The 24,884-nt window shown below is 40.0% G+C and carries 22 protein-coding genes and 1 riboswitch; of the genes, 8 read left to right on the top strand and 14 right to left on the bottom strand.

The features are described 5' to 3' along the window. Positions 1-37: 37 nt before the first annotated feature. From N9I19_RS03455 to ku, 5 genes are all read right to left on the bottom strand, one after another. Entirely contained in the window at positions 38-943 is a 906-nt protein-coding gene (locus N9I19_RS03455; protein ID WP_317776983.1) for a polysaccharide deacetylase family protein, read from the bottom strand. Next, positions 930-4,379 carry a methionine synthase gene (gene metH / locus N9I19_RS03460; RefSeq protein ID WP_317776984.1) on the bottom strand — a complete coding sequence of 1,150 codons (3,450 nt, stop codon included), beginning with the start codon at positions 4,377-4,379 and terminating at the stop codon, positions 930-932. Before metH ends, N9I19_RS03455 begins: the two co-directional genes overlap by 14 nt. Beyond that, on the bottom strand, positions 4,372-6,219 hold the full coding sequence (locus N9I19_RS03465) for a bifunctional homocysteine S-methyltransferase/methylenetetrahydrofolate reductase (RefSeq protein WP_317776985.1): 1,848 nt from the start codon (positions 6,217-6,219) through the stop codon (positions 4,372-4,374). The genes metH and N9I19_RS03465 overlap by 8 nt, the downstream gene beginning before the upstream one ends. 103 nt (positions 6,220-6,322) lie before the next feature. Next, positions 6,323-6,421: riboswitch (SAM riboswitch) on the bottom strand. Positions 6,422-6,532: 111 nt separating this feature from the next. Beyond that, complete coding sequence (locus N9I19_RS03470) at positions 6,533-7,183, bottom strand: MOSC domain-containing protein (RefSeq protein ID WP_317776986.1); 651 nt, start codon at positions 7,181-7,183, stop codon at positions 6,533-6,535. A gap of 518 nt (positions 7,184-7,701) precedes the next feature. After that, the gene (gene ku, locus N9I19_RS03475) at positions 7,702-8,544 is read right to left on the bottom strand and encodes a non-homologous end joining protein Ku (protein WP_089364863.1); all 843 of its coding nucleotides are present in this window, start codon (positions 8,542-8,544) and stop codon (positions 7,702-7,704) included. Positions 8,545-8,693: 149 nt separating this feature from the next. Between ku and ligD the strand changes: the two genes are divergently transcribed. After that, the gene (gene ligD / locus N9I19_RS03480) at positions 8,694-10,538 is read left to right on the top strand and encodes a DNA ligase D (protein ID WP_317776987.1); all 1,845 of its coding nucleotides are present in this window, start codon (positions 8,694-8,696) and stop codon (positions 10,536-10,538) included. A 16-nt stretch (positions 10,539-10,554) separates the two neighbouring features. Here ligD and dapF read toward each other — a convergent pair whose 3' ends face one another. The 5 genes from dapF to N9I19_RS03505 all read right to left on the bottom strand — a co-directional run bounded on the left by dapF (position 10,555) and on the right by N9I19_RS03505 (position 15,184). Next, positions 10,555-11,541 (bottom strand): diaminopimelate epimerase, encoded by a 987-nt coding sequence (gene dapF, locus N9I19_RS03485; protein ID WP_061463558.1) that lies wholly within the window; start codon positions 11,539-11,541, stop codon positions 10,555-10,557. Between the two features lie 183 nt (positions 11,542-11,724). Next, positions 11,725-13,026 (bottom strand): NCS2 family permease, encoded by a 1,302-nt coding sequence (locus N9I19_RS03490; RefSeq protein ID WP_317776988.1) that lies wholly within the window; start codon positions 13,024-13,026, stop codon positions 11,725-11,727. Between the two features lie 156 nt (positions 13,027-13,182). Next, a complete protein-coding gene (locus tag N9I19_RS03495; protein WP_061463560.1) occupies positions 13,183-13,755 on the bottom strand; it encodes a beta-class carbonic anhydrase in 573 nt (190 codons plus the stop codon). An 89-nt stretch (positions 13,756-13,844) separates the two neighbouring features. Beyond that, a complete protein-coding gene (locus N9I19_RS03500) occupies positions 13,845-14,639 on the bottom strand; it encodes a hypothetical protein (RefSeq protein WP_317776989.1) in 795 nt (264 codons plus the stop codon). A 224-nt stretch (positions 14,640-14,863) separates the two neighbouring features. Continuing rightward, positions 14,864-15,184, bottom strand: a complete 321-nt coding sequence (locus N9I19_RS03505; protein WP_061463562.1) for a DUF4870 domain-containing protein — start codon at positions 15,182-15,184, stop codon at positions 14,864-14,866. A 224-nt stretch (positions 15,185-15,408) separates the two neighbouring features. Here N9I19_RS03505 and N9I19_RS03510 point away from each other — a divergent pair, with 224 nt between their 5' ends. The 4 genes from N9I19_RS03510 to N9I19_RS03525 all read left to right on the top strand — a co-directional run bounded on the left by N9I19_RS03510 (position 15,409) and on the right by N9I19_RS03525 (position 18,352). After that, complete coding sequence (locus tag N9I19_RS03510; RefSeq protein WP_317777080.1) at positions 15,409-16,188, top strand: undecaprenyl-diphosphate phosphatase; 780 nt, start codon at positions 15,409-15,411, stop codon at positions 16,186-16,188. A 352-nt stretch (positions 16,189-16,540) separates the two neighbouring features. Next, entirely contained in the window at positions 16,541-17,095 is a 555-nt protein-coding gene (locus N9I19_RS03515) for a GNAT family N-acetyltransferase (RefSeq protein WP_061463563.1), read from the top strand. A gap of 206 nt (positions 17,096-17,301) precedes the next feature. Next, complete coding sequence (locus N9I19_RS03520; protein WP_089364014.1) at positions 17,302-17,694, top strand: CidA/LrgA family protein; 393 nt, start codon at positions 17,302-17,304, stop codon at positions 17,692-17,694. Further along, the gene (locus N9I19_RS03525; RefSeq protein WP_081108829.1) at positions 17,669-18,352 is read left to right on the top strand and encodes an LrgB family protein; all 684 of its coding nucleotides are present in this window, start codon (positions 17,669-17,671) and stop codon (positions 18,350-18,352) included. The genes N9I19_RS03520 and N9I19_RS03525 overlap by 26 nt, the downstream gene beginning before the upstream one ends. A 33-nt stretch (positions 18,353-18,385) precedes the next feature. On the opposite strand, the gene N9I19_RS03530 is transcribed toward N9I19_RS03525, so the two are convergent. Further along, entirely contained in the window at positions 18,386-18,535 is a 150-nt protein-coding gene (locus tag N9I19_RS03530; RefSeq protein ID WP_081108830.1) for a DUF2639 domain-containing protein, read from the bottom strand. A gap of 52 nt (positions 18,536-18,587) precedes the next feature. After that, the gene (locus N9I19_RS03535) at positions 18,588-19,676 is read right to left on the bottom strand and encodes an undecaprenyldiphospho-muramoylpentapeptide beta-N-acetylglucosaminyltransferase (protein ID WP_411730397.1); all 1,089 of its coding nucleotides are present in this window, start codon (positions 19,674-19,676) and stop codon (positions 18,588-18,590) included. Positions 19,677-19,869: 193 nt separating this feature from the next. On the opposite strand from N9I19_RS03535, the gene N9I19_RS03540 reads away from it, so the two are divergent. Together N9I19_RS03540 and N9I19_RS03545 are read left to right on the top strand one after the other, a co-directional pair. Then, complete coding sequence (locus N9I19_RS03540) at positions 19,870-20,982, top strand: mechanosensitive ion channel family protein (protein WP_317776991.1); 1,113 nt, start codon at positions 19,870-19,872, stop codon at positions 20,980-20,982. A 128-nt stretch (positions 20,983-21,110) separates the two neighbouring features. Next, positions 21,111-22,466, top strand: coding sequence for an MATE family efflux transporter (locus N9I19_RS03545; protein ID WP_317776992.1), 1,356 nt, complete (start codon positions 21,111-21,113; stop codon positions 22,464-22,466). 49 nt (positions 22,467-22,515) lie between these two features. Here the strand turns inward: N9I19_RS03545 and N9I19_RS03550 are convergent, their stop codons facing one another. Next, on the bottom strand, positions 22,516-23,289 hold the full coding sequence (locus tag N9I19_RS03550) for an SDR family oxidoreductase (protein ID WP_289337444.1): 774 nt from the start codon (positions 23,287-23,289) through the stop codon (positions 22,516-22,518). 159 nt (positions 23,290-23,448) lie between these two features. On the opposite strand from N9I19_RS03550, the gene N9I19_RS03555 reads away from it, so the two are divergent. Continuing rightward, on the top strand, positions 23,449-23,916 hold the full coding sequence (locus N9I19_RS03555; protein WP_317776993.1) for an Hsp20/alpha crystallin family protein: 468 nt from the start codon (positions 23,449-23,451) through the stop codon (positions 23,914-23,916). 202 nt (positions 23,917-24,118) lie between these two features. Here N9I19_RS03555 and N9I19_RS03560 read toward each other — a convergent pair whose 3' ends face one another. After that, a complete protein-coding gene (locus N9I19_RS03560; protein ID WP_317776994.1) occupies positions 24,119-24,838 on the bottom strand; it encodes a CAP domain-containing protein in 720 nt (239 codons plus the stop codon). Positions 24,839-24,884: the final 46 nt, after the last annotated feature.

Raw genomic sequence — 24,884 nt, forward strand, 5'->3', positions numbered from 1 at the left:
CGCAAAAGTAATCTAATCTCTTATCTTATACCTTAAATTACTTAACATAAACAATGTGTTCATCAATAAATTGTATTTTTGGGGTTGTCTCGTCAATAGTATCAAAGGTATACCCTTCTTTTTTAAGATATTCAATAATATCAGGCAATGCCTTCACTGTATTTTTCATACTATTGATATCATGCAACAAGATATTAACTTGCTTTTGATCTTTCGTGCCTTTTTGTACGGAAGTAATGATTTGTTGTTCACTTATTGATGGACTGATCCCATCTGTCGAATCAATCGTCCAATCGAAATAAATATACCCTTTTTCCATTAGTTGTTGAAGGATTCCATTAATGATGGGTTTAGTTGCAGCCTGATGCCTAAGACGATTATTGGAACCGCCAGGAAGGCGTACAATACGGCTTTTAACCCCAAACTCCTTTTGCAGCATGGTTTCAAGCCTATTCAAATCTTGAAAGAAGCTCTCGGGCGATCGATAAACGATGGAATAATCATGTGTATAAGAATGAAGGGCAATCGCATGACCTCGGGAAATCATTTCCTGATAGCATTCCTTTGCGTATGGTTCTTCGTTACCTTTAACGAAAAATGTGGCCTTAACATGATAGCGGTCCAAAATATCTAATATCTCCATCGTATTCAAAGAAGGTCCATCATCGAAAGTCAAATAAGCGACTTTCTGATTTTCCTTACTTTTTAGGATCGGTTCCATCTCTTCGGGAACCATTGCATGTACATGAATGGCCAGCACATCCGTCAATAACAAAAAAATAATGAAAGAACATACTATGGTGAGAAATAATTTAAGCGGATTCTTCATATGCTGCATCCCCTTCCTTTTGACCATTAAGATGTACCATCCAAGAGGTTTCATGCGCAATAAGGCAGCGGTAAAAAATACCGCTGCCTTATCCATATGCTTACCGATCGACATTAAAGTAACGAGCTTCCGGATGTGCAAAAACTATGGCTGAAACGGAAGCCTCAGGTTCCATCATGCATCCTTCAGTCAATTCCACGCCAATATCCTGAGGTTGTAACAGGCGGAATAGCTTTTCCTGGTCCTCCAGATTAGGACAAGCTGGATAACCAAATGAAAATCTTTGCCCGGTGTACTTAGCGGCAAACCGCTCTTTCATAGACATTTCAATCGGATCGCTTATACCTAAATCATCACGCATTAATTGATGAGTTCTTTCCGCAAACCCTTCAGCCGTTTCGAGAGCAAGTGATTGAAGGGCGTGATTTTTCAAGAAATCACCTTCAAGCTTTAGTTTTTCTGCCCATTTTCTGATCCCTTTTCCGGCGGTTACCAGGAAGAAACCAACATAATCCATTTGTCCGGAGGAAACCGGTTTCGCGAAGTCCGCTAAACAAAGGTGCGGATTGGTATCTTGCCTAGGAAAGTCAAAAGTCTCCAATATCTCCAGGTGATTTTCCGGGTTGTAAACCAATAGTTTGTCTCCTTCACTTTGAGCAGGGAAAAATTGATAAATTGCATGCAAGCCGTAGTCGGGTTCCGTCTTTAAGAATTCGATCAATTCATCAACAAGCGCATTCAGCTGCACTGCTTTTTCATTCCCTTGCTTTAGCAATTCGGCGAGCTTACCTTTTAAGCCCAAATGATGTCCAATCAGCATTTGCCTATTAATGTATGGCTGGATTACATCCAATGGATAGTTTTTCAGGACGTGACGTTTGATATCACGCGGTTTTTGAACAGGCACATTACTCAAAGGCGCAGCTGTGGACTGCTTCCGAACAGGTTTTTCCATCGTGGCAGCAATGGCGGCATTGACTTTCGATTTTTCTCGTTTCTCGACTAACTCTTTTAAATACACCACTTTTTTGTCAGTGTCATGTAAAATATTCGTTACAGCTAAACCATCCATCGCATCTTTGGAATATAAAACAGGTCCTTCATATTCTGGTGATATTTTAAAATCGGTGAATTTACGGGATAGCGCTGCCCCTCCCACTAAAATAGGGGTATCTATTCCCGCCTGCCTTAAATCCTGTGCGGTTAAAACCATTTGCTGTGCTGATTTAACCAGTAACCCAGATAGGCCAATGATGGTTGGCTCATGTTTTCGAACCTCTTCAATGATTTGTTGCGGTGCGACCTTGATACCCAAATCAATGACTTCATAGCCATTATTGGATAGGATGATATCCACTAAGTTTTTCCCGATATCATGTACATCCCCCTTGACAGTAGCTAAGAGGATCTTTCCTTTTTTAGCACTATCTTCAGAGTTTTCCATTAGCGGCTCAAGGTGAGATACAGCCGCCTTCATTGCCTCTGCACTCTGAAGCACTTCTGCGACAATAAGTTGGTTGTCGTTAAATAACCGACCCACTTCACTCATCCCATCCATCAATGGTCCATTGATGATTTCCAATGGGGTATCACCGCGCTCAATTGCTTTATTTAAATCATCAATTAATCCTTCTTTCGTTCCTTCGATAATATAGTTACCTAAACGTTCGTCCAATGGCAGGATAACACCATTATCCTTCTTCTCCGCTTTTTTACCACGATAGAACTCGGTAAAGATACCTAAAGTTTCTGTAGATGTCTCAAACAGGAGTGCCTCAGCCAATTTGACTTCCTCTTCAGGTATCAGAGCGAAACGTTCAAGTTTTTCTGTATTAACGATAGCATAATCGAGACCTGCTTTTGTACAATGGTAAAGGAAAACGGCATTTAGAATTTCCCTTCCCCTTGCTGGCAGACCGAATGAAACATTCGAAATGCCAAGTATCGTTAAGCATTCCGGATACTTTTCTTTGATCGCCTTTATTCCTTTCACCGTTTCTAAAGCAGATCCGATATATTGTTCATCTCCCGTCCCTACAGGAAATACCAGCGGATCAAAAATGATGTCACTTTTGTTTAGACCATATTTATTGACAAGCAAATCCACCGACCGTGTAGCCACTTCCAATTTCCGTTCAGCATCGACGGCCATCCCAATTTCATCAATCGTTCCTACGACAACGGCAGCACCATATTGATGGATGAATGGTACAATTTTTTCAAAGCGTTCTTCACCATCTTCAAGATTAATGGAATTAATGATGGACTTTCCTTGTGAATGTTTTAATGCTTGTTCAAGTACGGCTTCATCTGTAGTATCGATGACCAAAGGGACTTTCACTTTTTTGACGACCTCTTCTACGAACTCCTTCATATCGCCAAGTTCATCCCCATCAGGATCGGCAAGACAGATATCAATGACATGGGCACCTTTTTTCACCTGGGCACGTGCAATTTCAGCAGCTGGCTCGTAATGCTTTCCACGAATCAGCTCCTTGAATTTTCGAGATCCGATAACATTCGTTCTCTCACCAACGAATAAAGGGCGCATTGAATCATCATAAATGAGCGGCTCTATGCCTGATACGGCATGACCATGGGCTGAGGTCGTAATAGCACGGGGCTGAATGCCTTCGAGGACCCTGGAAAGTTCTTTAATATGCTCTGGTGTCGTACCACAACAGCCCCCAATGATATTGACCCATCCCTTTTCGGCAAATTGCTTCATTTTCTCCGCAAGGGAAGTCGGTGACTCATGATAGTGACCCTCTTCATCCGGGAGCCCAGCATTCGGATAACAACTGATGGCGCTATTTGCTATATCTGCAAGTGTCCTGATATGGTCTATCATGAACTCCGGACCTGTTGCACAATTCAGGCCGACAGCCACGGGCTTCATATGTTCAACCGATAAATAGAAAGCTTCTATGGACTGGCCAGCGAGTGTCGTGCCCATCGGTTCGATCGTACCTGATATGATGACAGGCACATCTTTTCCTGTTTTAGCGAAGGCTGCTTTGATTCCAGAAAAGGCAGCCTTGACATTAAGCATATCCTGACAGGTTTCCACCAATAGCAAGTCCACCCCACCATCCAAGAGACCAAGTGCCTGTTCTTCATAGGAATCGGTTAAAATATCAAAAGTCGTTCCCCCTGTTACGGAAAGCGTTTTTGTAGTGGGACCCATCGAGCCAGCCACATATCTTGGCCAATCTTCATTTGAATACTTTTCACATGCTTTAACGGCAAGCTCGGCTGAAATTTTATTAAGCTTGTAAGCGATTGTGCTTATTTGGTATTCTTCAAGCACGATGCTTGTCGCTCCGAAGGTATTTGTTTCAATGATATCAGCACCTGCTGCTAAATATTTTTCATGGATGGATTGGATGATTTCTGGTTGTGTCAGTGATAAATACTCATTGCAGCCCTCGAATTGCTCCCCGCCAAAATCCTCTGCTGTTAAATTCTCCGCTTGGAGCATGGTCCCCATCGCTCCATCAAGAAGGAGAATCTTAGTACCCAACTGTTCTTGAATCGCTTTTTTATTCATGTACTGCCACCTCTGATGTTTGTTTACTATCGACTTTTCTAATATATTTCGTAAGTTCCGCCGTCATTTCATAGCGAAGGAACGGAGTGATTAAATATATGCCCTTGAATTTTTCCCTTGCAGCGTCCACTAGCTCTCGTGCGATATTCACCCCTTCAATCCTTGACTTTACAGGGTCATCCCCCGCTAAAGCCATAGCCCTTCTAACATTATCAGGCAATTTGATGCCTGGGATCTCATTATGGATGAATTCGGCGTTCCGTGTGCTTGTCAAGGGCATGATACCGATGAAAATCGGGGTCTCTAAATGTTTTGTAGCTTCATATACCTCTTCAATCTGCTCCACCGAATAAATTGGCTGTGTTAAAAAGGATTGAGCACCACATGCAATCTTCTTTTCCATTCTCTGAACAGCCTTATCCAGATATTTCACATTGGGATTAAACGCGGCGGCAATTTTAAAATTTGCCCGTTGGCCCAAACTTTGACCGGAATAGGAAAGACCTTCATTAAATTGTTTGACCATACTTATCAGGTCAAACGAAGATAAATCATAAACCGAAGTGGCACCTGGGAAGTCCCCAATTTTAGAAGGATCTCCGGTGATGATCAATAACTCATTCAGCCCCACTGTCTGCAGACCCATTAAATGTGACTGCAGGCCAATTAAATTTCGATCCCGGCATGTTATATGCACCATCGGCGTTACATTCAATTGGGTCTTCAGTAAATTAGCCAGTGCATCATTCGATATCCTTGGTGAAGCAAGTGAATTATCCGCTAATGTAATTGAATCGACCCCTGCTTTTTTCAAAACCTCAGCACCAGTCATGAAACTCTCTATTCCCAACTTTTTCGGTGGATCAAGTTCAACTAGTATCGTCCTTTCAGTTTTGGCCTTTTCGTAAAGTGGGATTTCCAACTCTCTATCAATCACTTCAATTATTTCTATTTCACGGATTTTAGTAATTTTCTCTTTTACTGGTACCAAACTTCCAATTGCATTCTTTACAGCTTGAATATGCAAAGGCGTCGTTCCACAGCAGCCTCCTATGATCGTGGCACCTTGCTCACGCAGCTCGAGGGCACTTGAACCGAAATATTCCGGCACAGCTTTATAGACAAGCCTTCCATCCACATAATCCGGAAGGCTGGCATTAGGATAAATGGCAATCGACGCTTGCTTTGGTAAACTTACTTCTTCCAAGGCCCTAATCATATGATGTGGACCGAGACGGCAATTCACCCCAACAACATCGGCACCCAATTGCTCAAGTTTTTGAAAGGCTTCATTTAAATGGATTCCATTTTGAAGATTACCCAGTTCATGCATCGAAACATTTGCGATGATCGGCAGTCCAGTTTCATTTTTAACGATTTGCAGGACGGTTTCAAGTTCTTCCAGGTCATAGAATGTTTCTAGGAGAATCCCATCAGGATTTTCCATCAGCAGACTGTATAGCTGTTCTCGAAAACCTCGCTTTATCTCTTCAATGCTTAAATCCGATTTCCTGATACTCCGCTGTGCCCCTATGGTACCGAAGACATATGCCTTTCCTTTTGCCGCTTTTTTAGCAAGGATGACTCCCTGGCGATTGATTCTGCTTACTTCATCTTCTAGTCCATGGCGTTTCAATTTGTTGAAGTTGGCACCGTAGGTATTCGATTGAAGGATATCTGCACCAGCTTCCAAATAGGCACGGTGGATGGACACTATTTGATCTGGGTTCGTACAGTTTAATTCCTCATAACATTGATCGATGCCATTAGAGTACAGTAAGGTCCCCATTGCCCCTTCCCCAACCAGCATTCTTTCTTTCACTTCTTTACGAAAATTCATCATTACATCCTCTCTCAAAAACAATCCTGTTTTTGTCGTTTTCTATGAGTATGAGAGAAAAGAAAAAAAACCTTCTCAAAGAAGAAGGTTTTTTGAAACATTCTCCTCATCTATCAAGCTCTGCTTGTTGGATTTAGCACCTTTGCCTAAGCTGGTTGCTGAGGTTTCTTCGGGCCAGTCCCTCCACCTCTCTCGATAAGATCCATTTATATAATTTTCACAAGATTTCAAAATTTGATTATATTTAATTTACATTAATAATCTGTCAATTTCAATACCTGATCGTCATTTTTTTCACTTTTGCAAAAATCATTCAATCTTTTGCAGCTTGAATTCTCTTTAATATCCTTTGTTTCCAGTCTTCCGCTAACGAATCCAGTTTGAGTAAAGCGTTTGCGCCTTCCAGCCCATCTCGTTTATGAAGGATCACCTCTGCTGCATAATGAACTGAAATTTTTTCTTGCAAACGATCTATTAGCACGATTTCGTTTTGTTTATTTATCGTTCCTTCTTGAAGTACTTTTGCAAAATAACCAGTGAAACTCGTTTTTAGCACGAGTTCCAAAAACTTAGGTTCTTGATTGAAGTGGGAAATGGTCGAACAAGGAATCCTCCCCTGGTTAATTTGAACAATCACTTCGCCTATTTGATAAATATCGCCGATATATGTTGATACTTCCGTCATCCCCGCTATGGTTAAATTTTCACCGAATGCAGGGATATCCAGCTTTTTAGAGAATTTTTCATTCCATAATGAATAATGCTCAAAGGGGTAAAAGCACAAAGCCCGATCAGGACCTCCATGGAACTTTATATTACCTACCCCATCACCAATTATGCCAGATCTAGTTACTGTCACATTATCCCGTGCTTGTTTATCCATGGCTGAAAAGATATCGATATTCGAAAAATTTTCCTGTTTGGGCCTTCCGGCATGAAGCGATTTGATTTTTCCATTTTCCATTTTTAACATCATCTTCCGTTCATTTTAATTTATATCATCCCATATGTTTAAATTATACTAAAAATCCATTTTTTCTGTAATTATTTATGAGAAAATAGTGGATCGGAACATACAAAATCCCCCATGATCCGTTAAGCGGTCGAATATCATTGATTTCCAGAAAAAATCATAGGATAGTTTAGTAATTTTGTTGCTATTTCAGAATTAAATATGGTAGAATATGAACACAATATATAGTCGAAAACTACAACCGTTCGCCTATATGTTGATTTTCACGATTGAATTCCTCATTGTCGCTCTTTAGGGAGCGAATTTTTTTGCCTTCATTTGCATCCACTATTTTCTTTTAATCCCATTAATCGGATCACATCTTGATCCAATACCTATTTGTACATGCATTACTTATGTAATTTTAACGAATTATTTCTTTGTAAAGTCTTTCATAATCTTGCCATTCCCTTTGTTAAAACGAGCAAAAAGCCGAGCGACATAATGCGTCTTCCGCTCAGCTTCCTGTTTTATGCTTGTTTCTTTTTTTTCGGTGCCGCTTTCTTTCGGGTCGTCTTTTTCTTTTCCGGTTCATCATGTTTCGTTCGGTCAATGGATGCCTGTAAAGCCTCCATTAAATCTGTTACATTGTTGGAAACTGGCTCTTTTGTTTTGGCTGTAATCGTCGTTTGTCCCGTTTTCTTCGATTCAATCAATTCAAGTAATGCGGTTCGATAGTCATCTGTGTATTTTGCCGGATCGAAAGTAGTCGTTAATTGATCTATCAATAACACGGCAGTATCTATTTCCTTTTTTACAATGGTATCATTAGCAGGGATATTCGGTACATCCGCTGTTGAGCGAACTTCATCCGGATAATGGATCGTTTCCATCACCAAGGTATTATCAACGACTCGAATTACCGCCATTTGTTCTTTTGAGCGTATGATTATTTTCGCTAACCCTACCTTATCCGATTCCTTGAGGGCCTGTCTCAGAAGGGAATAAGCCTTTATCCCTCCATCATTAGGCGACATGTAATAACTCCGGTTAAAATATATGGGATCTATTTCTTCTATTTTAACGAAATCCACAATTTCCACGGCTTTTTCTTCGTTTTGTTTTTTCAGTTGCTCTAGTTCATTGTCTTCCAATACAACAAATTTTCCCTTTGTATACTCAAAAGCGCGGACTATATCATCCTTACCCACTTCTTTCTGACATACCGGACAAACTTTTTCGTATTTAATCGGTGAATGGCATTCCTTATGCAACGTCCTTAAAGAAATATCCTTATCCTCCGTTGCAGCATGAAGTTTAATCGGAATGTTCACCAAACCGAATGATATGCTCCCCTTCCACATCGTATGCATATTCGTCACCTCATAACTTATTTTTAAAGAGAAGAACAATTTTATTATTCCCCTTTGTTCAAAAAAAACCGAAAAAACAATTGCCAACTCTAACACTTCGTTTTTTTGGCAAAATAATGTTAATCAATTATTTGCGGAGGTAAAACTAAATGAAACCAATGCTGCCAACCTATTACCCTGAAGCCCCCACCTCCAAAGATTGGCGTTATGAGGTCAAATATGACGGCTTTAGGGCAATTTTAACGATAGACTCCGATACGATAAGCATCTCGAGTCGGAACGAGAAGGAATTATCACCACAATTCCCAGAAATCATTGCTTACATCAAAAATTTGGACCTGGAAGATTATCTCCCGCTACAGTTAGATGGAGAGTTGGTTTGGCTTACCAATCAAGCAAAGGCCGACTTTTTCCAAATACAGTGGCGAGGGCGCCTTGGGAAACAATCCTTAATTTCAGAAAAAGCTCATTTTTCGCCATGCCGGTTTATTGCGTTTGACCTGATTCGCATCAGCGGAAAGGACATAGCTGCTAAACCTATGGAAGAACGAAGGGGATTCATGCTGAATATGGGTGAAGTACTTGGTTTTCCTATGCCGCCTGACCCCAATGATAAGGCTTTGATCCAATTAATTGAGAGTTTTGACGTTTTGGATAATGCCTTGAATAAGGTCATCCTATTAGATGGCGAAGGGGTTGTCGCTAAGGAAGTTCGGGGTACTTGGCAAGAAGGAAAACGTACTACATCTTGGATCAAAGTGAAAAATTGGAAGACCGTTTCTTGTTTCATTACAGCATTGCACAAAGAAAATGGTTACGTTTCCCTCGCAGTTTTAAAAGAAGGTGCCGCAACGAAAATCGGAAGTGTTAAAAATGGACTGAGTGCTCAAGATAAAAGGATATTGCATGAACTGATCAAGCAAAATGCATCAGATGAAGATGCACAATTTTTTTATATCCATCCATCCATTTGCATCGAAGTTCAATTCCTACACGTATATGAGGAAAATGAATTGCGTGAACCTCAGTTTTCGCAATGGCTTTTACAAACGGCTCCCGAAGAATGCACCTGGGAGAAATTCGTGATAGGCCAGTACACGTTTCCAGATACTGTACAAATAACCTCCAAGGATAAACCGCTTTGGATAACTGGTAGAAAAAAGGTGGTAAAAGTTGAATACCTCCATTATTTAAGAGAGGTTTCATCCTTCTTCTTACCTTTCTTAAAGGATAAACTGCTTACGACAATCCGTTATCCTCATGGCACTATGGATAAAGAAAGATTTTTCCAGAAAAACAAACCTGATTATGCGCCGGCCTTTATTAAAACGTTCATGGATGTGGATATCGAGTATATGCTGTGTAACGATATTGAAACGCTTCTTTGGTTTGGTAATCAACTTGCATTGGAATTCCATGCCCCATTTCAGAAAGCGGGTAAAACAAGGCCCGACGAAATCGTCCTGGACTTAGACCCTCCTTCCATCGAATTTTTCTCATTGGCGATAAAGGCCGCACAGGAAATTAAAAAAGTGATGGAATCATTAAGGATAAAGGCTTTTGTAAAAACGTCAGGTAACAAAGGACTGCAAATTCACATCCCTCTGCCTGATGACAGATTTACTTATCAGGAGACACGCATATTCACCGACTTTCTCGGCGACTACCTAACCAGTTCCAACCCAAATGATTTTACAACGGAAAGAATGAAAATAAATCGGCATAATCGACTTTACTTGGACTTTGTGCAGCATAGTGAAGGAAAAACCATAATTGTTCCTTATTCCCCACGCGGAAATTCTTTCGCGGGTGTGGCCACACCTTTGTTTTGGAAGGAAGTGGACGAAAGTCTCCAGTTGAAGGACTATACGATTGAAACCGTACCAAACAGATTAAAAAGGGAAGGGTGTCCATTTATGGATTACAGACTTGTCGATAATGGCCCAGCCTTTTTGGAAGTATTGTCGTTCCTAAAACAAAAAAAGACCAACTAATTGTTGGTCTTTAAATTTATAATGTCGTTTTCAAATAACTTTGAACTTCATCCTGCAGCTTGGAATATAAGCTTGTTTCCGATTCAAAAACCTGTTTTTCAAGCATTTTGAATTTTTCAGGCTGATCTAAGTTTATTTCAATCAATACCTTGAATTCATAGGTTGCATTCCCGATTAAATCTATTGAATACTTTTGGCTTTCTTCATCATGATGGACGACGCATTTAACTTTTCCACCGTTATTATAGACAGATATTTCACTTTCCAACGAGTTAATTCCAACAGAGCATGTTACTAGGCTTGAAGCTGACATCGCCGTTCCACATGCATTAGTGAAGCCTACTCCCCGTTCAAATGTCCGCACATAAATGCTCCCTGGTTCAAGCTCTTTCACAAAGCTGACATTGACACCATCAGGGAAAAGCGCATTCGGTTGATTGACCTTTGTCGAAAGGTCTGCCTGCAAATCACTTTGCAAAACGTCACTATCGACGAGCGTGATTAAATGTGGATTAGGAACCGCCAATGCCGAAAATAAAAGGGTATCATGAAGTTCCGGCATTGGTTCGTTTAGCAATTGTTCTTTTGCTAATACAAGAGGAAGATCCTTTACATTAAAACTTACCGGGGAAATTTCCACCTTGAAAGTCGGGATGCCCTCATAAATATCTTCCGTTTTCTCCACGAGTAGATTTGCCTTCATCGTTTCCACAATCATTTTATCGAGCCCTAGAACGTCGTTCGCATAACGCGCAACACAGCGAAGTCCATTGCCACACATCGAAGCTTCCGATCCATCCGCATTAAAGACACGCATCCGGCAATCAGCCTGTTCACTTTCCATTACAAACAAAATACCGTCCGCTCCTAGCTTTTCCCTATTGCATAGGGCCTTCGCGAAATTTTTTCGCTCTTCTTCAGTAAACGTCAAGGCCGTAGTCAATTCATCAATTATTAAGAAATCATTACCTGATCCATGGCTTTTTAAACCTTCAATAATCATCCTGTCACATCCTCTAATATGCTGCTAGTCATTTATCATTTTTTAATATTCTATATCATAGCATTTTCAGAATGGATGTGTCATCGAGTAATTCACAATAAATCCATTTTTTTCGTCAAAAATATACAATAAGAAGAGCGGTTGGAATAAGAGAGAACTCATTCCAACCGCTCTTCCATAATATTAACCGAGCATACTGATGATGAAATAGACGATAAACATTCCAGCACTCACATACATCGGGGCTGACACTTCTTTCGCCTTTCCGGTAACAAGCTTCAAGAACGGGTACAGAATGAAACCGAATGCCATTCCATCCGCGATACTGTATGTGAATGGAATGATCGTGATGATCATGATTGCAGGTATACTCTCGGTTAAATCGCTGAAATCCAGCTTTTTAATGTTTCCGAGCATCAAAATGCCAATAATAATTAAAATGGGGGCAATGGCGCTATCAGGGATCACTTTAATCACTGGTATAAACAGCAATGATAGAATGAATAGCAAACCCGTCACCACTGAAGTAAAACCGGTTCTGCCTCCAGATGCGATTCCTGCTGCGGTTTCAACTGTTGCAACGGTAGGACTCGATCCGAATATACCTGAAAATAAAACGGAAACACTTGTCGCCTGCAGCGACTTTTTATAGGCGTCCTGGCGGTTGATACTGTCCACATGCCCGTGTACAAGACCAATATTTTCAAAAACAAGAACCATCGTCATCGCAAATACACTTATCCAGAATTCAATTCGGTCCGCTTCCATGAACGATAATGAAAAGAAGAGATCGCCGTAGGAAGCTGTGTCTATGCCTGAAAAATGGATTTCCGATAGTTGAACCGTCCCGAAACAATAGGCAATAAGGCTACCTGCCAGGATGGTAATCATGAAGTTACCGGGGACATTCTTGATGAATAGCGTGATTGCCAGTAAAAAGGTTAACACCGTTGCACACACTGCTGGATCGCTTAAATCTCCCAATGCGACGATAGATGATGAACCTCCCGTGATTATCCCGCCCTTCTCGAGACCGATTAGCATCAAGAATAAGCCAAGACCAACAGATATGGCTTCTTTTATCGAACTTGGAATTGAATCACTGATTAACTTAGAGTATTTTGTAAAAGCAATGACTACAAAAATAACCCCTGAGATAAACACAGCACCAAGCGCCGATTGCCAAGATAGACCCATCCCTTGAACCATGGTATAAGCAAAAAGGGCATTTACGCCCATTCCTGGAACGAGTAGGATTGGGACATTCGCCCAAATTCCTATCATGACACAGCTTAAAGCAGATAAAAGAATCGTGGCAATCACTGCACCATTAACTGGTATGCCTGCTTCCGATAAAATCAGGGAATTCACGATGAGTATATAGACTATCGTAAAATAGCCGACGACTCCAGCAAGGATTTCACGTTTTCCATTCGTTCCATAGTCTGAAAAGTAAAAAAACGCTTCCAAGTTTAATTTCTTCATGTTGTATCCTTATAAAATTTATCCCTCGCCCACCCGTTTGTATTAGTGACAAACTACACTTCGCGATTTTATCAAAAAAAAGGATAAAAATAAATAGTATGGCTTAAAATTTGAAAAAAACTGCCGGAAATAATCCCGACAGCTTCGATAAATATATTATTTTTGTTCTTCCGCATACCCATCGACTATCAATTCCAGCTTCCCTGTATCGGGTGAAATGATAAGACCATGTACAGGAATATTTTTAGGTATTAAAGGATGGCCTTTAATCACTTCCACACTTTTCTTAACACTTTCATAAACATCATCAAATCCGCGAAGCCAACTGCGAATATCTATTCCTGCAGCTCCAAGGGTATCGATGGTGCTCTGTGGAATATCACGTTCAACCATTTTCCCTACTACAGAATCTGCATCTACTGATGCCATTCCACAGTCATGGTGAGGTATGACGAATACTTCATCTGCCTTTAGCTCATAAATGGCAATCAGGATACTCCGCATGACACTTCCAAATGGATGGGAGACGATTGCCCCGGCAGTCTTCAGGATTTTGACATCGCCATTTTTGATATTCAAGGATTTTGGCAATAGTTCAACGAGCCGAGTATCCATACAGCTTATGATGACCATACGTTTCTCAGGGAACTTATCCGTTCTATACTTAACATAATCACCTTTTTCTACAAACTGTTCATTAAAATTAAGAATCTCATTAAGTAAACTCATATTTACCACCCTTTTATTATGTAATAAATCTATGTATCCTTCTATAATTATATCAAATATTAAAAGGAATTGCTAAAGGATAACACTAGTCAATTTGAACGATGATTTAGAGTGGCTGCACAAAACCCAAAGACGATGATTTTAGGGATTTCGTCAACATTGGATGAAAAAGAAAGTATGGGGGTATTTGTCTTGAATCGTCTCCCCCATTCCATAGGCATCCAACCTTCTTGGTATGAAACGATCTTTTCCCCATCTTTTGTGGCTATCTCAAAAGAATTCACACTCCCCGGCGTTTGAATGGGCATCCATTCTGTGCCGTCTTCCTTATATATCATTCCATTGATCTTCACGAATGAACGATTTTCTTGATACGATCCAATAAGGCCGCCTTGATCATCCATGATCGTCATTTTATTGAAAAGCCCTCTTTTGATATGGTACTTGGCTAACAAGCGCCCCTCATTGTCCACCAGTTCATATCGCTTGGCCAGGAGCATCGACAAGAAATTGGGAATCATCCACATGAACCACTTCATATTCAAATCACGTATCTCGCCCATTAGAGACCCATCAGGTGCAAAGAGAAGCAGCCGCAATGTCGGTGCTGGCATAAAAGTCAATAAAACATGTTCATTTTTTAATAACCCGGCATTCGTCCGGACGAATTCATCAGGCAATTCCTTAATTCTACTTTCATATATCCTGTGACTGATAAATTGGACAATACTAAATAAAATAAAAGGAAACGTTATCAATAGTATATTGCCAGGTATCAACGAAAAAAAATGGCAAATGAAAAATACAACGGCCAAAACAAGAGATATCCAAGAGGCATTGAAATTTGAATTGCTCGTTTTTTGATAATATTCACGTATATTCATATCCTGCTCTTTTCCTCACCCCTTACAAGAAAGTTTGCCGCCTTAAGCGAACATTAATTAGCAGTACTACAAGCCGCCCGTCTTTCACTTCCTAAAGTGCATTGAAGTTGTTATCATATTACTTTATTCGCTTTAATATGATCTATTCCCTTTTTAATGAAGGGCAATTCCCAACATGGTTCATATAAAAAAGGACTCCGAATACGGAATCCTTTTACATCATTCTATAAAATCCTAAAAATTAAGGGGAACCTGTAATCCGTTCCTTCATAAGCCCTTACAGCAGCAATGATGGTGAATACGACTAAAGCTATCCCGATAACCGGCAATAGCAAGAATCCAATCAATACTATAGTAAGTATCCCTGCAACTATTGAATATACAGTGTAGGAAATGAAAAAATTCAGGTATTCCCTTCCATGATAATCCACAAATTGTGACGAGTCCTTTTTCAATAACCAAATCACTAAAGGACCGATAAATGCTGTAAAAAAGCTGATTACATAAATAAGGGCAGCAAACACTTTCTCATCTTTAGTAGGCATAGTGTCTTCTCCTCCTCTCTCATATTAATAATTACGAATCAGTTGAAAAATAGTTTCATTTTCCTTTCATTATATTCGAAAAAAGTAAAAATGGACTGCCTTTTCTTCATGAAACCCCATTGGCAATACATTTAACGAAAAATCCGAACATGTTCATCCGTCTTGTGCATACAGATTAAATAATGGATTGTCCCAACCTTCTAGAATGGAGTGATGTTTTTTTGCTGAACGATTTTCAAGCCTTCATCCTTGGAATCATTCAAGGCTTGACTGAGTTTTTACCTATTTCAAGTACTGGACATTTATATTTAGGACGGCATATATTCCATCTTGACGAGGCCGGCATTTTTCTTGATACCATGCTCCATATCGGTACATTGCTGGCATTATTGGTCGTCTACAAGAATGACATTATTTCGGTTTTGAAAAACCCTTTCTCCAAAATGACTCTGCTTCTCATTGCAGGGACGATCCCTGCAGTGATTGCCGGCATTTTACTTGGGGTTTGGTTTGATGGCCTATCAAAAACAGGGGTGACCATTGGCTGGGAATTTTTAGTGACCGGGCTGATTTTATGGGTAGCGGACGGTGTAAAAAAAGGGGGCAAGTCAATTAGTGAAATTTCCATTAAGGATGCCCTGATCATCGGTACTTTCCAAGCTGCTGCCATCATGCCTGCTCTTTCGCGTTCCGGCCTAACGATAGCCGCAGGGCTCTTCTGCAGGCTTGATAGGGCCACGGCAGCTTATTTTTCCTTCTTGCTTTCAATTCCAGCCATTACGGGGGGCATTGTATTTCAGATGAAACCAATAATTACAGGAGAAGTTCAACGGCTTCCAGTCACTGCGCTTTTCGTTGGTACCCTAGCCGCAGCAATCTTTGGTTATATTGCTGTAGTATGGATGATCGATTTCTTAAAAAAGCGTTCACTGAAAATATTCTCCATTTATGTATGGGCCCTCGGGGCAATCATTTTATTCATGCAATTCACAGGGAAGTTTTAAAGGAAGCATCAAGTTACCCTTGAAAAATCGGGCGAAGAAATCAGTTTTTCATGAAAAAAAGCAAGCGTTTGCCTTCAAATTTCACCCTTCATAAAAAAGTTGAAATTTGACGAAAAAAAAAGGCAAAAAACCTATTCCCAAACCGATTTTTTTTTAGTATTATACCTTCGTAAGGGTCTTTTGATTTGTATAATTTCTGACAATAAAAATAGGGAAGGCAAATGGTGCGCCACCGGTTTCCGGTTCTAGTGGGTTCGATTCCCACCCCGAAATTTTTTGATGAACGACTTAAAAAATTTCGAGGGTGGGCAGCGACTACGCATAAGAACTGCCCTCAAACGGAGGGACGGAAATGTTAAAAAAGAGAGATTTCACAGATTGTTTTTCTCTTTATGAACAAATGACGCATCCAGATGTCTTCCCTTTCGTGCGCCATAAAGTAGATTCATATGAAGAATATGTTTTCATTACTAAGCAAACGATCGAGGCAGAAGATTCTGGGGAACTCATTTCACGAACAATCTTGGATGAATGGGAAAATCCCATCGGTTGTATTTCTTTATACGATATTGAAGATGGTGCAGGTTTCTTAGGCACATGGCTTGGCAAGCCTTTTCACGGGAAAGGGTATAATGCCATTGCAAAGGACGCTTTCTTTAAAGAGCTTTTTTTCGAGCTCGGTTTGGAAACAGTATTCATGCGTATTCGCAAAAAAAATATTCGCTCGATTAAAGCCGCGGAAAAGCTTCCCTATGCTGTTAATGCCAACGAAACAAGAAAGTCCCTCTATGATCAGATCAATCATGAAGGAGATATCTTCGATTTGTATGAAATCCCGAAAGATTTATACACCTTTCATATCCTTAGACAGCATGATGATGACGAACAACAGTTACTTGAAGCATAAAACGAAAAGCATTTTAAGATGGCTTTGTTTATCTTTTCATATAATGGTCAGGAGCTTCCAATATTGGAAAGCTCTTTTTTCCATTTTCACAGGATGTTTAGGAAAGATTACTACAATTCCCTATTCATTTCAGGGATATTTTTTTATAATGAATACAATTGACCCATTCAAAAATATATTCAAAGAGTCATTGAAAGGACCTAATCATGAAAAAAACATTTGCTTTTATCGTGCAGCTTATCATGCTGCTCATCATTTGCAAGCTCGGCTATTATTTAGCCACTTTACTTCATTTACCTATTCCAGGCAACGTCATCGGCATGATTCTGTTATTCAGTTTATTACAGATGAAGGTTATAAAAGTTGAGTGGATCGATCTTACTTCAGGATTTTTGGTAAAGCACCTAGCCTTTTTCTTCATTCCAATTTCAATCAGTTTAATGACCATGGGATGGCTTTTCATTGAATTTGGTTTGCCATTGGCACTTACATTGGGAGTCAGCCTGATATTTGGATTCATCGTTTCGGCTTGGGCTGTTCAAAAGTTATCCAATAGAGGAGAGGTTAAGCGGCATGACAGCGCTCATCACAACATATAGCATCTTGATAACCATCCTTTCCTATTACATAGGAAGGAAAATATATGCTAAACATCCATCACCTTTTACTACGCCCGTATTTTTCAGTACGGTTACAATTATTCTCGTACTGCTGATCAGCGGTTTGAACTTCGAAGATTATTCACCGGGAAAAGACATCATCACCTATTTCTTGGGGCCAGCTACCGTTGCTTTGGCCGTACCACTTTATAAAAACAGGAAGATAATCGTTAAATATGCAATGCCGGCAATCAGCGGCATGATTTTTGGTCTTATGGTCACATTGATCATTGCCTTAGCCATTGCTAAAGCATTTTCACTTCCGCAATTCATACTCCAAGGATTGGCGGTTAAATCAATTACAGTGCCAATCGCAGTAGAAATCACGGAACTTTATGGTGGTAATTCTAATATTTCAGCAGCCTTCGTCATTTTGACTGGGGTGCTGGGTACGATGATCGCTCCAAAAATGATGGATAAATTAAACATTACGATGCCCTTTGCGCGTGGTATCGCATATGGTACGATCGCTCATGGCCTTGGAACGGCTCAAGCCGCTCAGGAAAGTGAGTTTACCGGGGCAGTCGCAGGTGCGGCAATGGCTATTGCAGGTATCCTCATTTCCTGTTTCTTTCCGTTTATAAGTCATTTCCTATAAAAGAACCGCAACGTCAATGACGTTGCGGTTCTTTTATGATTTATCCTTTTGCAGGTCTTCATATAAACGTCTTAGAATATATGATTTATACAGCTCCAGCTTTTTTTTCTCGATTGGATGATAGTTAATCCCTGCGGCTTTTAATTGCTGAATGAACCATCCTTTAGAATATTCATAAGCCATTCTACCCCCTCCTCTGTTCGAAAAAGATATGCTTCAATGAGGGGATTGATACTTATTTTTTTGCAGTCATTACTTCAAGTAATAATTCATACATTTCCGCTGCCGTTTTGAATGGGCGTTTTTGACGCATTTTCTCCTGATAACCTTCCGATTGATTCACTAAATCCGCTAATGTAGCATGAAAAATCCCCTCATTTAGATCCTCTTCTTGAATGACTTTACAAAATCCCTGTTTTTCAAAGCTTGAAGCATTTAAGATTTGATCTCCACGGGATGCATTGGCACTTAGAGGGATAAGCAACATAGGCTTTTGTAAACCTAGGAATTCAAATATTGAATTTGAACCTGCCCTTGATACGACGACATCAGCAGCAGCCAATAGATCGAATAATTCTTCATGTACGAATTCAAAGGGAGCATATCCCCTTTGTTTCAATTCGTTTTTCACATTTCCCTTACCACAAATGTGAATAATTTGGTATTCCTTTAGTAGGGAATCAAGGTTATCTGTAATCAAGTTATTGATTTTTACAGCCCCTAGGCTACCGCCCATAACGAGTAAAACCGGTTTGTTATTCGTGAATCCACAAAATGCCTTTCCAGCGGAAGGATTTCCCGTAAAAATCCCATCGCGCAATACAGCTCCTAGATACATGGCCTTCTCCTTCGGAAGATCTTTTTCCGTTTCCTGGAAGGTAGTGAAAATCTTCGATGCAAGTGGCATGGCAATTTTATTGGCCAGTCCAGGTGTATAATCCGATTCATGGATTGCAATCGGAATTCTCAGCATTCTGCCTGCCAAAACGACCGGAACGGATACGAATCCACCTTTAGAGAAAATGAAATCCGGCTTGGTCTTTTTTAGGATTTTTCGTGCATCAAAAATCCCTTTTATGACCCGGAAAGGGTCTTTCATATTTTCAACAGAAAGATAACGTCGGAATTTCCCGACTGAAATCGTTTCATAACGGACCTCGGGAAATTCCTTTTCGATGATATTTTTTTCAATGCCTTTTTTTGAACCAATATAAGTAACATCCCAATCATGCTCTAAAAATTCCGGGATGATTGCTGCATTAACAGATACATGACCGGCAGAACCGCCTCCGGTAAATACTATTTTCTTAGTCAATATTTCCACCTTCCAAACTTAAAAAATCACTTTGCATCCATATTACCATATATCCATGCCATTAATAACTTGAAAAAGCAGTAAGTGGACCTTAAAATACCATGATGAATGTAATTATCGATTATTTTTTCCTTTTTTAACATGAATATATTATAATCTTAGTATTCTACAATACTACAAGATACATTGGAGGAGTAATACATTGCAAGAAGTTTCTGAATCTCTCCATCAATTTGATGGAATCGAAGCCTGGACCCAATTAGGAATTTCCATAGGTATTTTTCTAATCTTCCTTTTGCTTCGGAAAGTATTTACTAAATATATATTCAAATTCTTTCTTCGAATGGCAGAAAAACGTAAAGTTGAATTTGCGGCCAACTTAATGCTCGCTATCGAACAGCCGGTAAGATTGCTTATCGTTTTGATTGGTGTTATTATTTCGATGCACTATTTCCCGCTTGACTCGCCTTCGACTGAATTAAGATTGAAAATATACAGATCATTTTTTGTCTTCTTATTCTTTTGGACGATTTTCAATATCAGTTCGATCTTAACTATTTTATTTCCGAAATTAGTAAGTAAATTTGGACTTGAAGTCGATCAAATCGTCATGCCGTTCTTTACGAAAATCATAAAGTTAATCATCATTGCTTTTGGTGCCTCCATTATTGCGGAGGAATGGGGTTTTAATGTCGATGGATTTGTTGCAGGGCTTGGTTTGGGTGGATTGGCTTTCGCTCTTGCTGCTAAAGATACCGTCAGCAATTTTTTCGGGGGTATCGTCATCGTCACCGAAAAACCTTTTACAATAGGGGATTGGATCAAAACTCCAAGTGTTGAGGGAACCATTGAAGACATCACATTCCGAAGCACCAAAGTTCGGACTTTCGCCCAAGCTTTAGTTACGGTTCCAAATGCGACCCTTTCGAATGAACCGATCATTAACTGGTCAAAGATGGGTAAAAGACAGATTGCCTTCCATTTGGATGTGAATGTTACAACGCCAAAAGAAAAATTGGAAAATGTCATTAGAAACATAGAAAAAATGCTGATTGATCATTCAGAAGTACATCCGGAAACGATTCTTGTTAAGTTTGATGAGTTTAGTCATTCCGGCTTCAACCTTTACCTCTATTTCTTCACGAATGCGACTGACTTTGGAGGATATTTATCAATTAAAGAAGATGTGAACTTTAAAATAATGGAGATATTAGAGCAGGAAGATGTGCAAATTGCCATCCCTTCCCAGGCTTTCATTCTTCAAAAAGAATCAAATATAGAAGCCATGAATGATTTTGAATCCATGCGCGACTGACAAAAAGACTTGCCCTAAAACGGCAAGTCTTTTTCAACTTCAAATAAAAGCTTAAAACATCACGCGCTTCTGTGATATAATTCTTTCATTGTGTTGAAAATTTCAAATATTTATATTGAGGTACTTTGATGAACCAGACCTATACTAAATCGCAAAAGATCCGTATGTTATTTTATATATTGATACCTATCCTGATAACTCAAATCGGCCTATATGCCATGACTTTTTTTGATGTAATGATGTCAGGGCAATACAGTACGCAGGACGTTGCCGGCGTCTCGATCGGCAGTTCGCTTTGGACACCCGTGTACACGGGGCTAAGTGGGATATTGATTGCCTTAACGCCGGTGGTTTCACAGCTCGTTGGTTCCAGGCAGTCCAAATCCGTTTCCTATTCTGTGATGCAGGCCATTTATTTAGCTGTCGCTTTAGCCTTGGTCATTTTAATCATTGGGGCGTTTTCATTGAATCCCATATTGAATGCCATGGATCTTGAAGATAATGTCCACCGGGTGGCGCATGATTATTTGATCGCCCTTTCTATCGGGATCATTCCTTTATTCGTTTATAATGCGTTGAGGTCATTCATAGATGCACTCGGGCAGACGAGGATCTCCATGATCATTACCTTGTGTGCACTTCCAATTAACGTCATATTTAATTACCTGTTCATATACGGGAAGTTTGGATTCCCGGAACTTGGAGGAGTCGGTTCCGGATACGCTACTGCCATTACTTATTGGTTAATTGCACTGGTTGCCATCATTGTAGTGGTGAAAATCAACCCATTTTCGACATATAAGGTCTTCAATGAATTTTTCCGGGTTTCCTGGAAAGAATGGCGTGCCCTATTATTGATTGGGGTTCCTATCGGTCTGGCCATCTTTTTTGAAACTAGCATTTTTTCGGCCGTTACCCTTTTGATGAGTAAGTATGATACCGTGACAATTGCTTCGCATCAGATTGCCATGAATTTTGCGTCACTGCTTTATATGATGCCGCTAAGTATATCCATGGCATTGACGATCGTCATTGGATTCGAAATTGGGGCATCCCGTTATAAAGATGCCAAAGAGTACAGCTGGATTGGCATCTCGATGGCATTGACGATGTCGCTCGTTTTGTCGACCATCCTATTCCTCTTCCGCGAACCTGTCGCCTCTGTTTACACTAAAGATCATGAGGTAATGATGCTGACATCACATTTTTTAATCTATGCCATCTTCTTTCAGATATCAGATGCCCTGCAGGCACCTATACAGGGTATATTGCGTGGATATAAAGATGTAAATGTCACGTTTGCGATGTCCCTTGTCTCATATTGGATTCTTGGGCTTCCCATTGGCTATTTCTTTGCACAGTATACGGATATGGGAGCCTTTGGGTATTGGATCGGCTTAATTTCCGGCTTGGCCCTCGGAGCGATAGGGTTGGCTGCTCGTTTAAGGTTCATACAGCAAGTAAAGTATAAAAGAATGGCATAAAAAAGAGTGGGGCTGGATTACACCGGCCCCACCTTTTTACCCTAAACCACTAGGCTTTATATAATTTCCCAAGAACATCCTTAGCTCCTGTTACCGGTATGACGCTACCGGTAATGAAATCTGATTTTTCATCACATAGGAACGTGATGACCCTCGCTATATCCTCCCCTGTACCTGGTCTTCCGACTGGAACCGTATCATCCTTTTCTCCTCTTGCGACCCTAATTTCCTCTTCTTTCCAATCACCTATGATATCTCCAGGACAGACCATATTCACGGTGATCCCATGTTTAGCTTCTTCGGCAGCTAAAGTTCTAGTTAAGGAGGTCAACCCGCTCTTTGCAGCGGCAAAAGCAGAACGATATATCCAGCCTGGTGCAGTTTCACACCTCTCAAACCCTAAAGTGATGACTCTGCCCCATCTTCTACTGCGCATTTGCGGAATAAGCTCCTTGGCAAAATAGAAAAAACCATTTAAATTTCCATCCATGATGTACTTCCATTCATCACTGCCATATTCAGTCATGGGCTTGCGATCATGCATATAAGGCCCTGCGTTATGAATGAAGATATCAACATGGCCAAAAGCCTCCAAGACCAACTGCAAAATATTTCGGCAATCTTTCTCACTCGACGAGTCACCTTGAATCGCAAGTGCCTTTACATTGTACTTTTCCTGCAATTCATCCACTAATGCTAAGGCTGCCTTGTTACTTTTTCGATAAGTAATGATAATGGACATGCCATTATCCGCAAGTGAAATTGCCATCCTTTTGCCGATTCCCGTTGCTCCACCAGTAATAAAAGCTACTTTTTCATCCACAGGATTACCCTCTTTATCTAATGGATTTTACTTAATTATACATAAGTTTGACCCGTTTTCTATAATTTAGTAATTATAAAAACGAACCTATAGGCTTTAGCCTGCATAAAATATAAGAAATAAACCTGTCAGCCAATAAGCAGGAGAGAGGAATTCAATATGTTTCCCTGGAATTCACTTTTTTCTTTAAAAAATAACCTGAACCAAAAGGACTTCATGAAAAATATGCAGCAAAGTGATGTACAATCGTTCATTGAAAAGGTATTTTCACAGGTCATCCCTGACAATATGCAAGGTATGATGAACCATAGTGAAGGCGGGGCACAAAAAGAAAATGCCAAATCTGAACATCCTTTACATGCAGATGTTTTTGAAACCCATTTAAATGTCTTTGTAAGAATTCCCATAGAAGATGAATCTTGGCTAAAGAAAATGAAACTTTACCATACCTCTAACCAATCCATCATCGAGGGGATTCCAGAGGAGTCAGATCGGCATGTCATAACACTTCCCGCTCTTGTTAAGAAAAAAGGGGCATCCGCCCAATATAAAGAATCAACATTGGAAATACGCCTTCAAAAAAGTTTCAATACCCAGTATTCAGAAATCGATGTATCCGAGATTTGATTGGCTTCAACGGGACCACACTAATTTTCTGGTGCGGTCCTTCTTTCTCTTGTTGCCAACAACCATCAGTCCATACAATTAGATTTCGGCACATTACAAAAATCAATGGCACAAATCATGCCATTCCATTAGAAGTAATTGATCAATTGCGTGCAAAAAAAGCACACCCCATGTTAATGGGATGCACTCTTCTATTAATCTATTATTTTCCGATGAATTGTTGAGTCCAGTAGTTACCAGATGCTACGTAACCTACTCCAATATGAGTAAAGCTAGGATTCATGATGTTTTCACGGTGTCCTTCGCTATTCATCCAAGCTTGTACCACTTCTTCAGGTGTTTGTTGACCTTGTGCGATGTTTTCGCCAGCTGATGTATAGCTGATTCCGAATTGTTTCATCATATCGAATGGTGAGCCGTAAGTTGGGCTATTGTGATCAAAGTAATTTTTATCTTTCATGTCTTGAGACTTGATACGGGCAACTTTGCTCAACTTAGTGTCGATTTTAAGTGCTGCCAAACCTTGTTTTTCACGTTCTGCATTAGTTAATTTAACAACTTCTTGTTCATAAGCACTTAATTCAGAGCTTGTCTCTGCTTTTTTATCAGTAGATTTATCAGGTGTTACTTCTGGTGCTTCAGGTTTTGCTTCAGGTTTTGCTTCAGGTTTTGCTTGGTTCGTTGTTCCAACTTCTTGAACTGGTGTTTGAACTGGTGTTTGTTGAGCCTGCGCTGCAGGTAATGTGAAATTGTATTTAGCTAAGTATTGGTCAAGGACATTTTGCATATCCTCTTTATTCATAGTTTGATAAGTTACTTGTTTTACAGTATCACAGTTGGCTGCTTCTGCTTGGTTAACTCCTACTCCTGTGAATATAATAGCTGCAGCTGCTGCTGCTGACATAAACATTTTCTTTTTCATTCGTATTTCCTCCTGTGATGTTCATTTTGTGTTGTGTTTTGCTTCT

The sequence above is a fragment of the Peribacillus sp. CSMR9 genome (genome assembly GCF_033141925.1).
GTDB lineage: Bacteria > Bacillota > Bacilli > Bacillales > DSM-1321 > Peribacillus > Peribacillus simplex_A.

Bases quoted from the DNA above. Each gene is read 5' to 3' on its own strand.
- N9I19_RS03500 (WP_317776989.1), bottom strand. From the start codon at position 14,639: ATGAATATACGTGAATATTATCAAAAAACGAGCAATTCAAATTTCAAT.
- N9I19_RS03525 (WP_081108829.1), top strand. From the start codon at position 17,669: ATGACAGCGCTCATCACAACATATAGCATCTTGATAACCATCCTTTCC.
- N9I19_RS03545 (WP_317776992.1), top strand. From the start codon at position 21,111: ATGAACCAGACCTATACTAAATCGCAAAAGATCCGTATGTTATTTTAT.
- N9I19_RS03560 (WP_317776994.1), bottom strand. From the start codon at position 24,838: ATGAAAAAGAAAATGTTTATGTCAGCAGCAGCAGCTGCAGCTATTATA.
- N9I19_RS03470 (WP_317776986.1), bottom strand. From the start codon at position 7,183: ATGGAAAATGGAAAAATCAAATCGCTTCATGCCGGAAGGCCCAAACAG.
- N9I19_RS03515 (WP_061463563.1), top strand. From the start codon at position 16,541: ATGTTAAAAAAGAGAGATTTCACAGATTGTTTTTCTCTTTATGAACAA.
- N9I19_RS03495 (WP_061463560.1), bottom strand. From the start codon at position 13,755: ATGAGTTTACTTAATGAGATTCTTAATTTTAATGAACAGTTTGTAGAA.
- N9I19_RS03505 (WP_061463562.1), bottom strand. From the start codon at position 15,184: ATGCCTACTAAAGATGAGAAAGTGTTTGCTGCCCTTATTTATGTAATC.
- ku (WP_089364863.1), bottom strand. From the start codon at position 8,544: ATGCATACGATGTGGAAGGGGAGCATATCATTCGGTTTGGTGAACATT.
- ligD (WP_317776987.1), top strand. From the start codon at position 8,694: ATGAAACCAATGCTGCCAACCTATTACCCTGAAGCCCCCACCTCCAAA.
- N9I19_RS03520 (WP_089364014.1), top strand. From the start codon at position 17,302: ATGAAAAAAACATTTGCTTTTATCGTGCAGCTTATCATGCTGCTCATC.
- dapF (WP_061463558.1), bottom strand. From the start codon at position 11,541: ATGATTATTGAAGGTTTAAAAAGCCATGGATCAGGTAATGATTTCTTA.
- N9I19_RS03455 (WP_317776983.1), bottom strand. From the start codon at position 943: ATGTCGATCGGTAAGCATATGGATAAGGCAGCGGTATTTTTTACCGCT.
- N9I19_RS03490 (WP_317776988.1), bottom strand. From the start codon at position 13,026: ATGAAGAAATTAAACTTGGAAGCGTTTTTTTACTTTTCAGACTATGGA.
- N9I19_RS03530 (WP_081108830.1), bottom strand. From the start codon at position 18,535: ATGGCTTATGAATATTCTAAAGGATGGTTCATTCAGCAATTAAAAGCC.
- metH (WP_317776984.1), bottom strand. From the start codon at position 4,379: ATGAATAAAAAAGCGATTCAAGAACAGTTGGGTACTAAGATTCTCCTT.
- N9I19_RS03555 (WP_317776993.1), top strand. From the start codon at position 23,449: ATGTTTCCCTGGAATTCACTTTTTTCTTTAAAAAATAACCTGAACCAA.
- N9I19_RS03465 (WP_317776985.1), bottom strand. From the start codon at position 6,219: ATGAATTTTCGTAAAGAAGTGAAAGAAAGAATGCTGGTTGGGGAAGGG.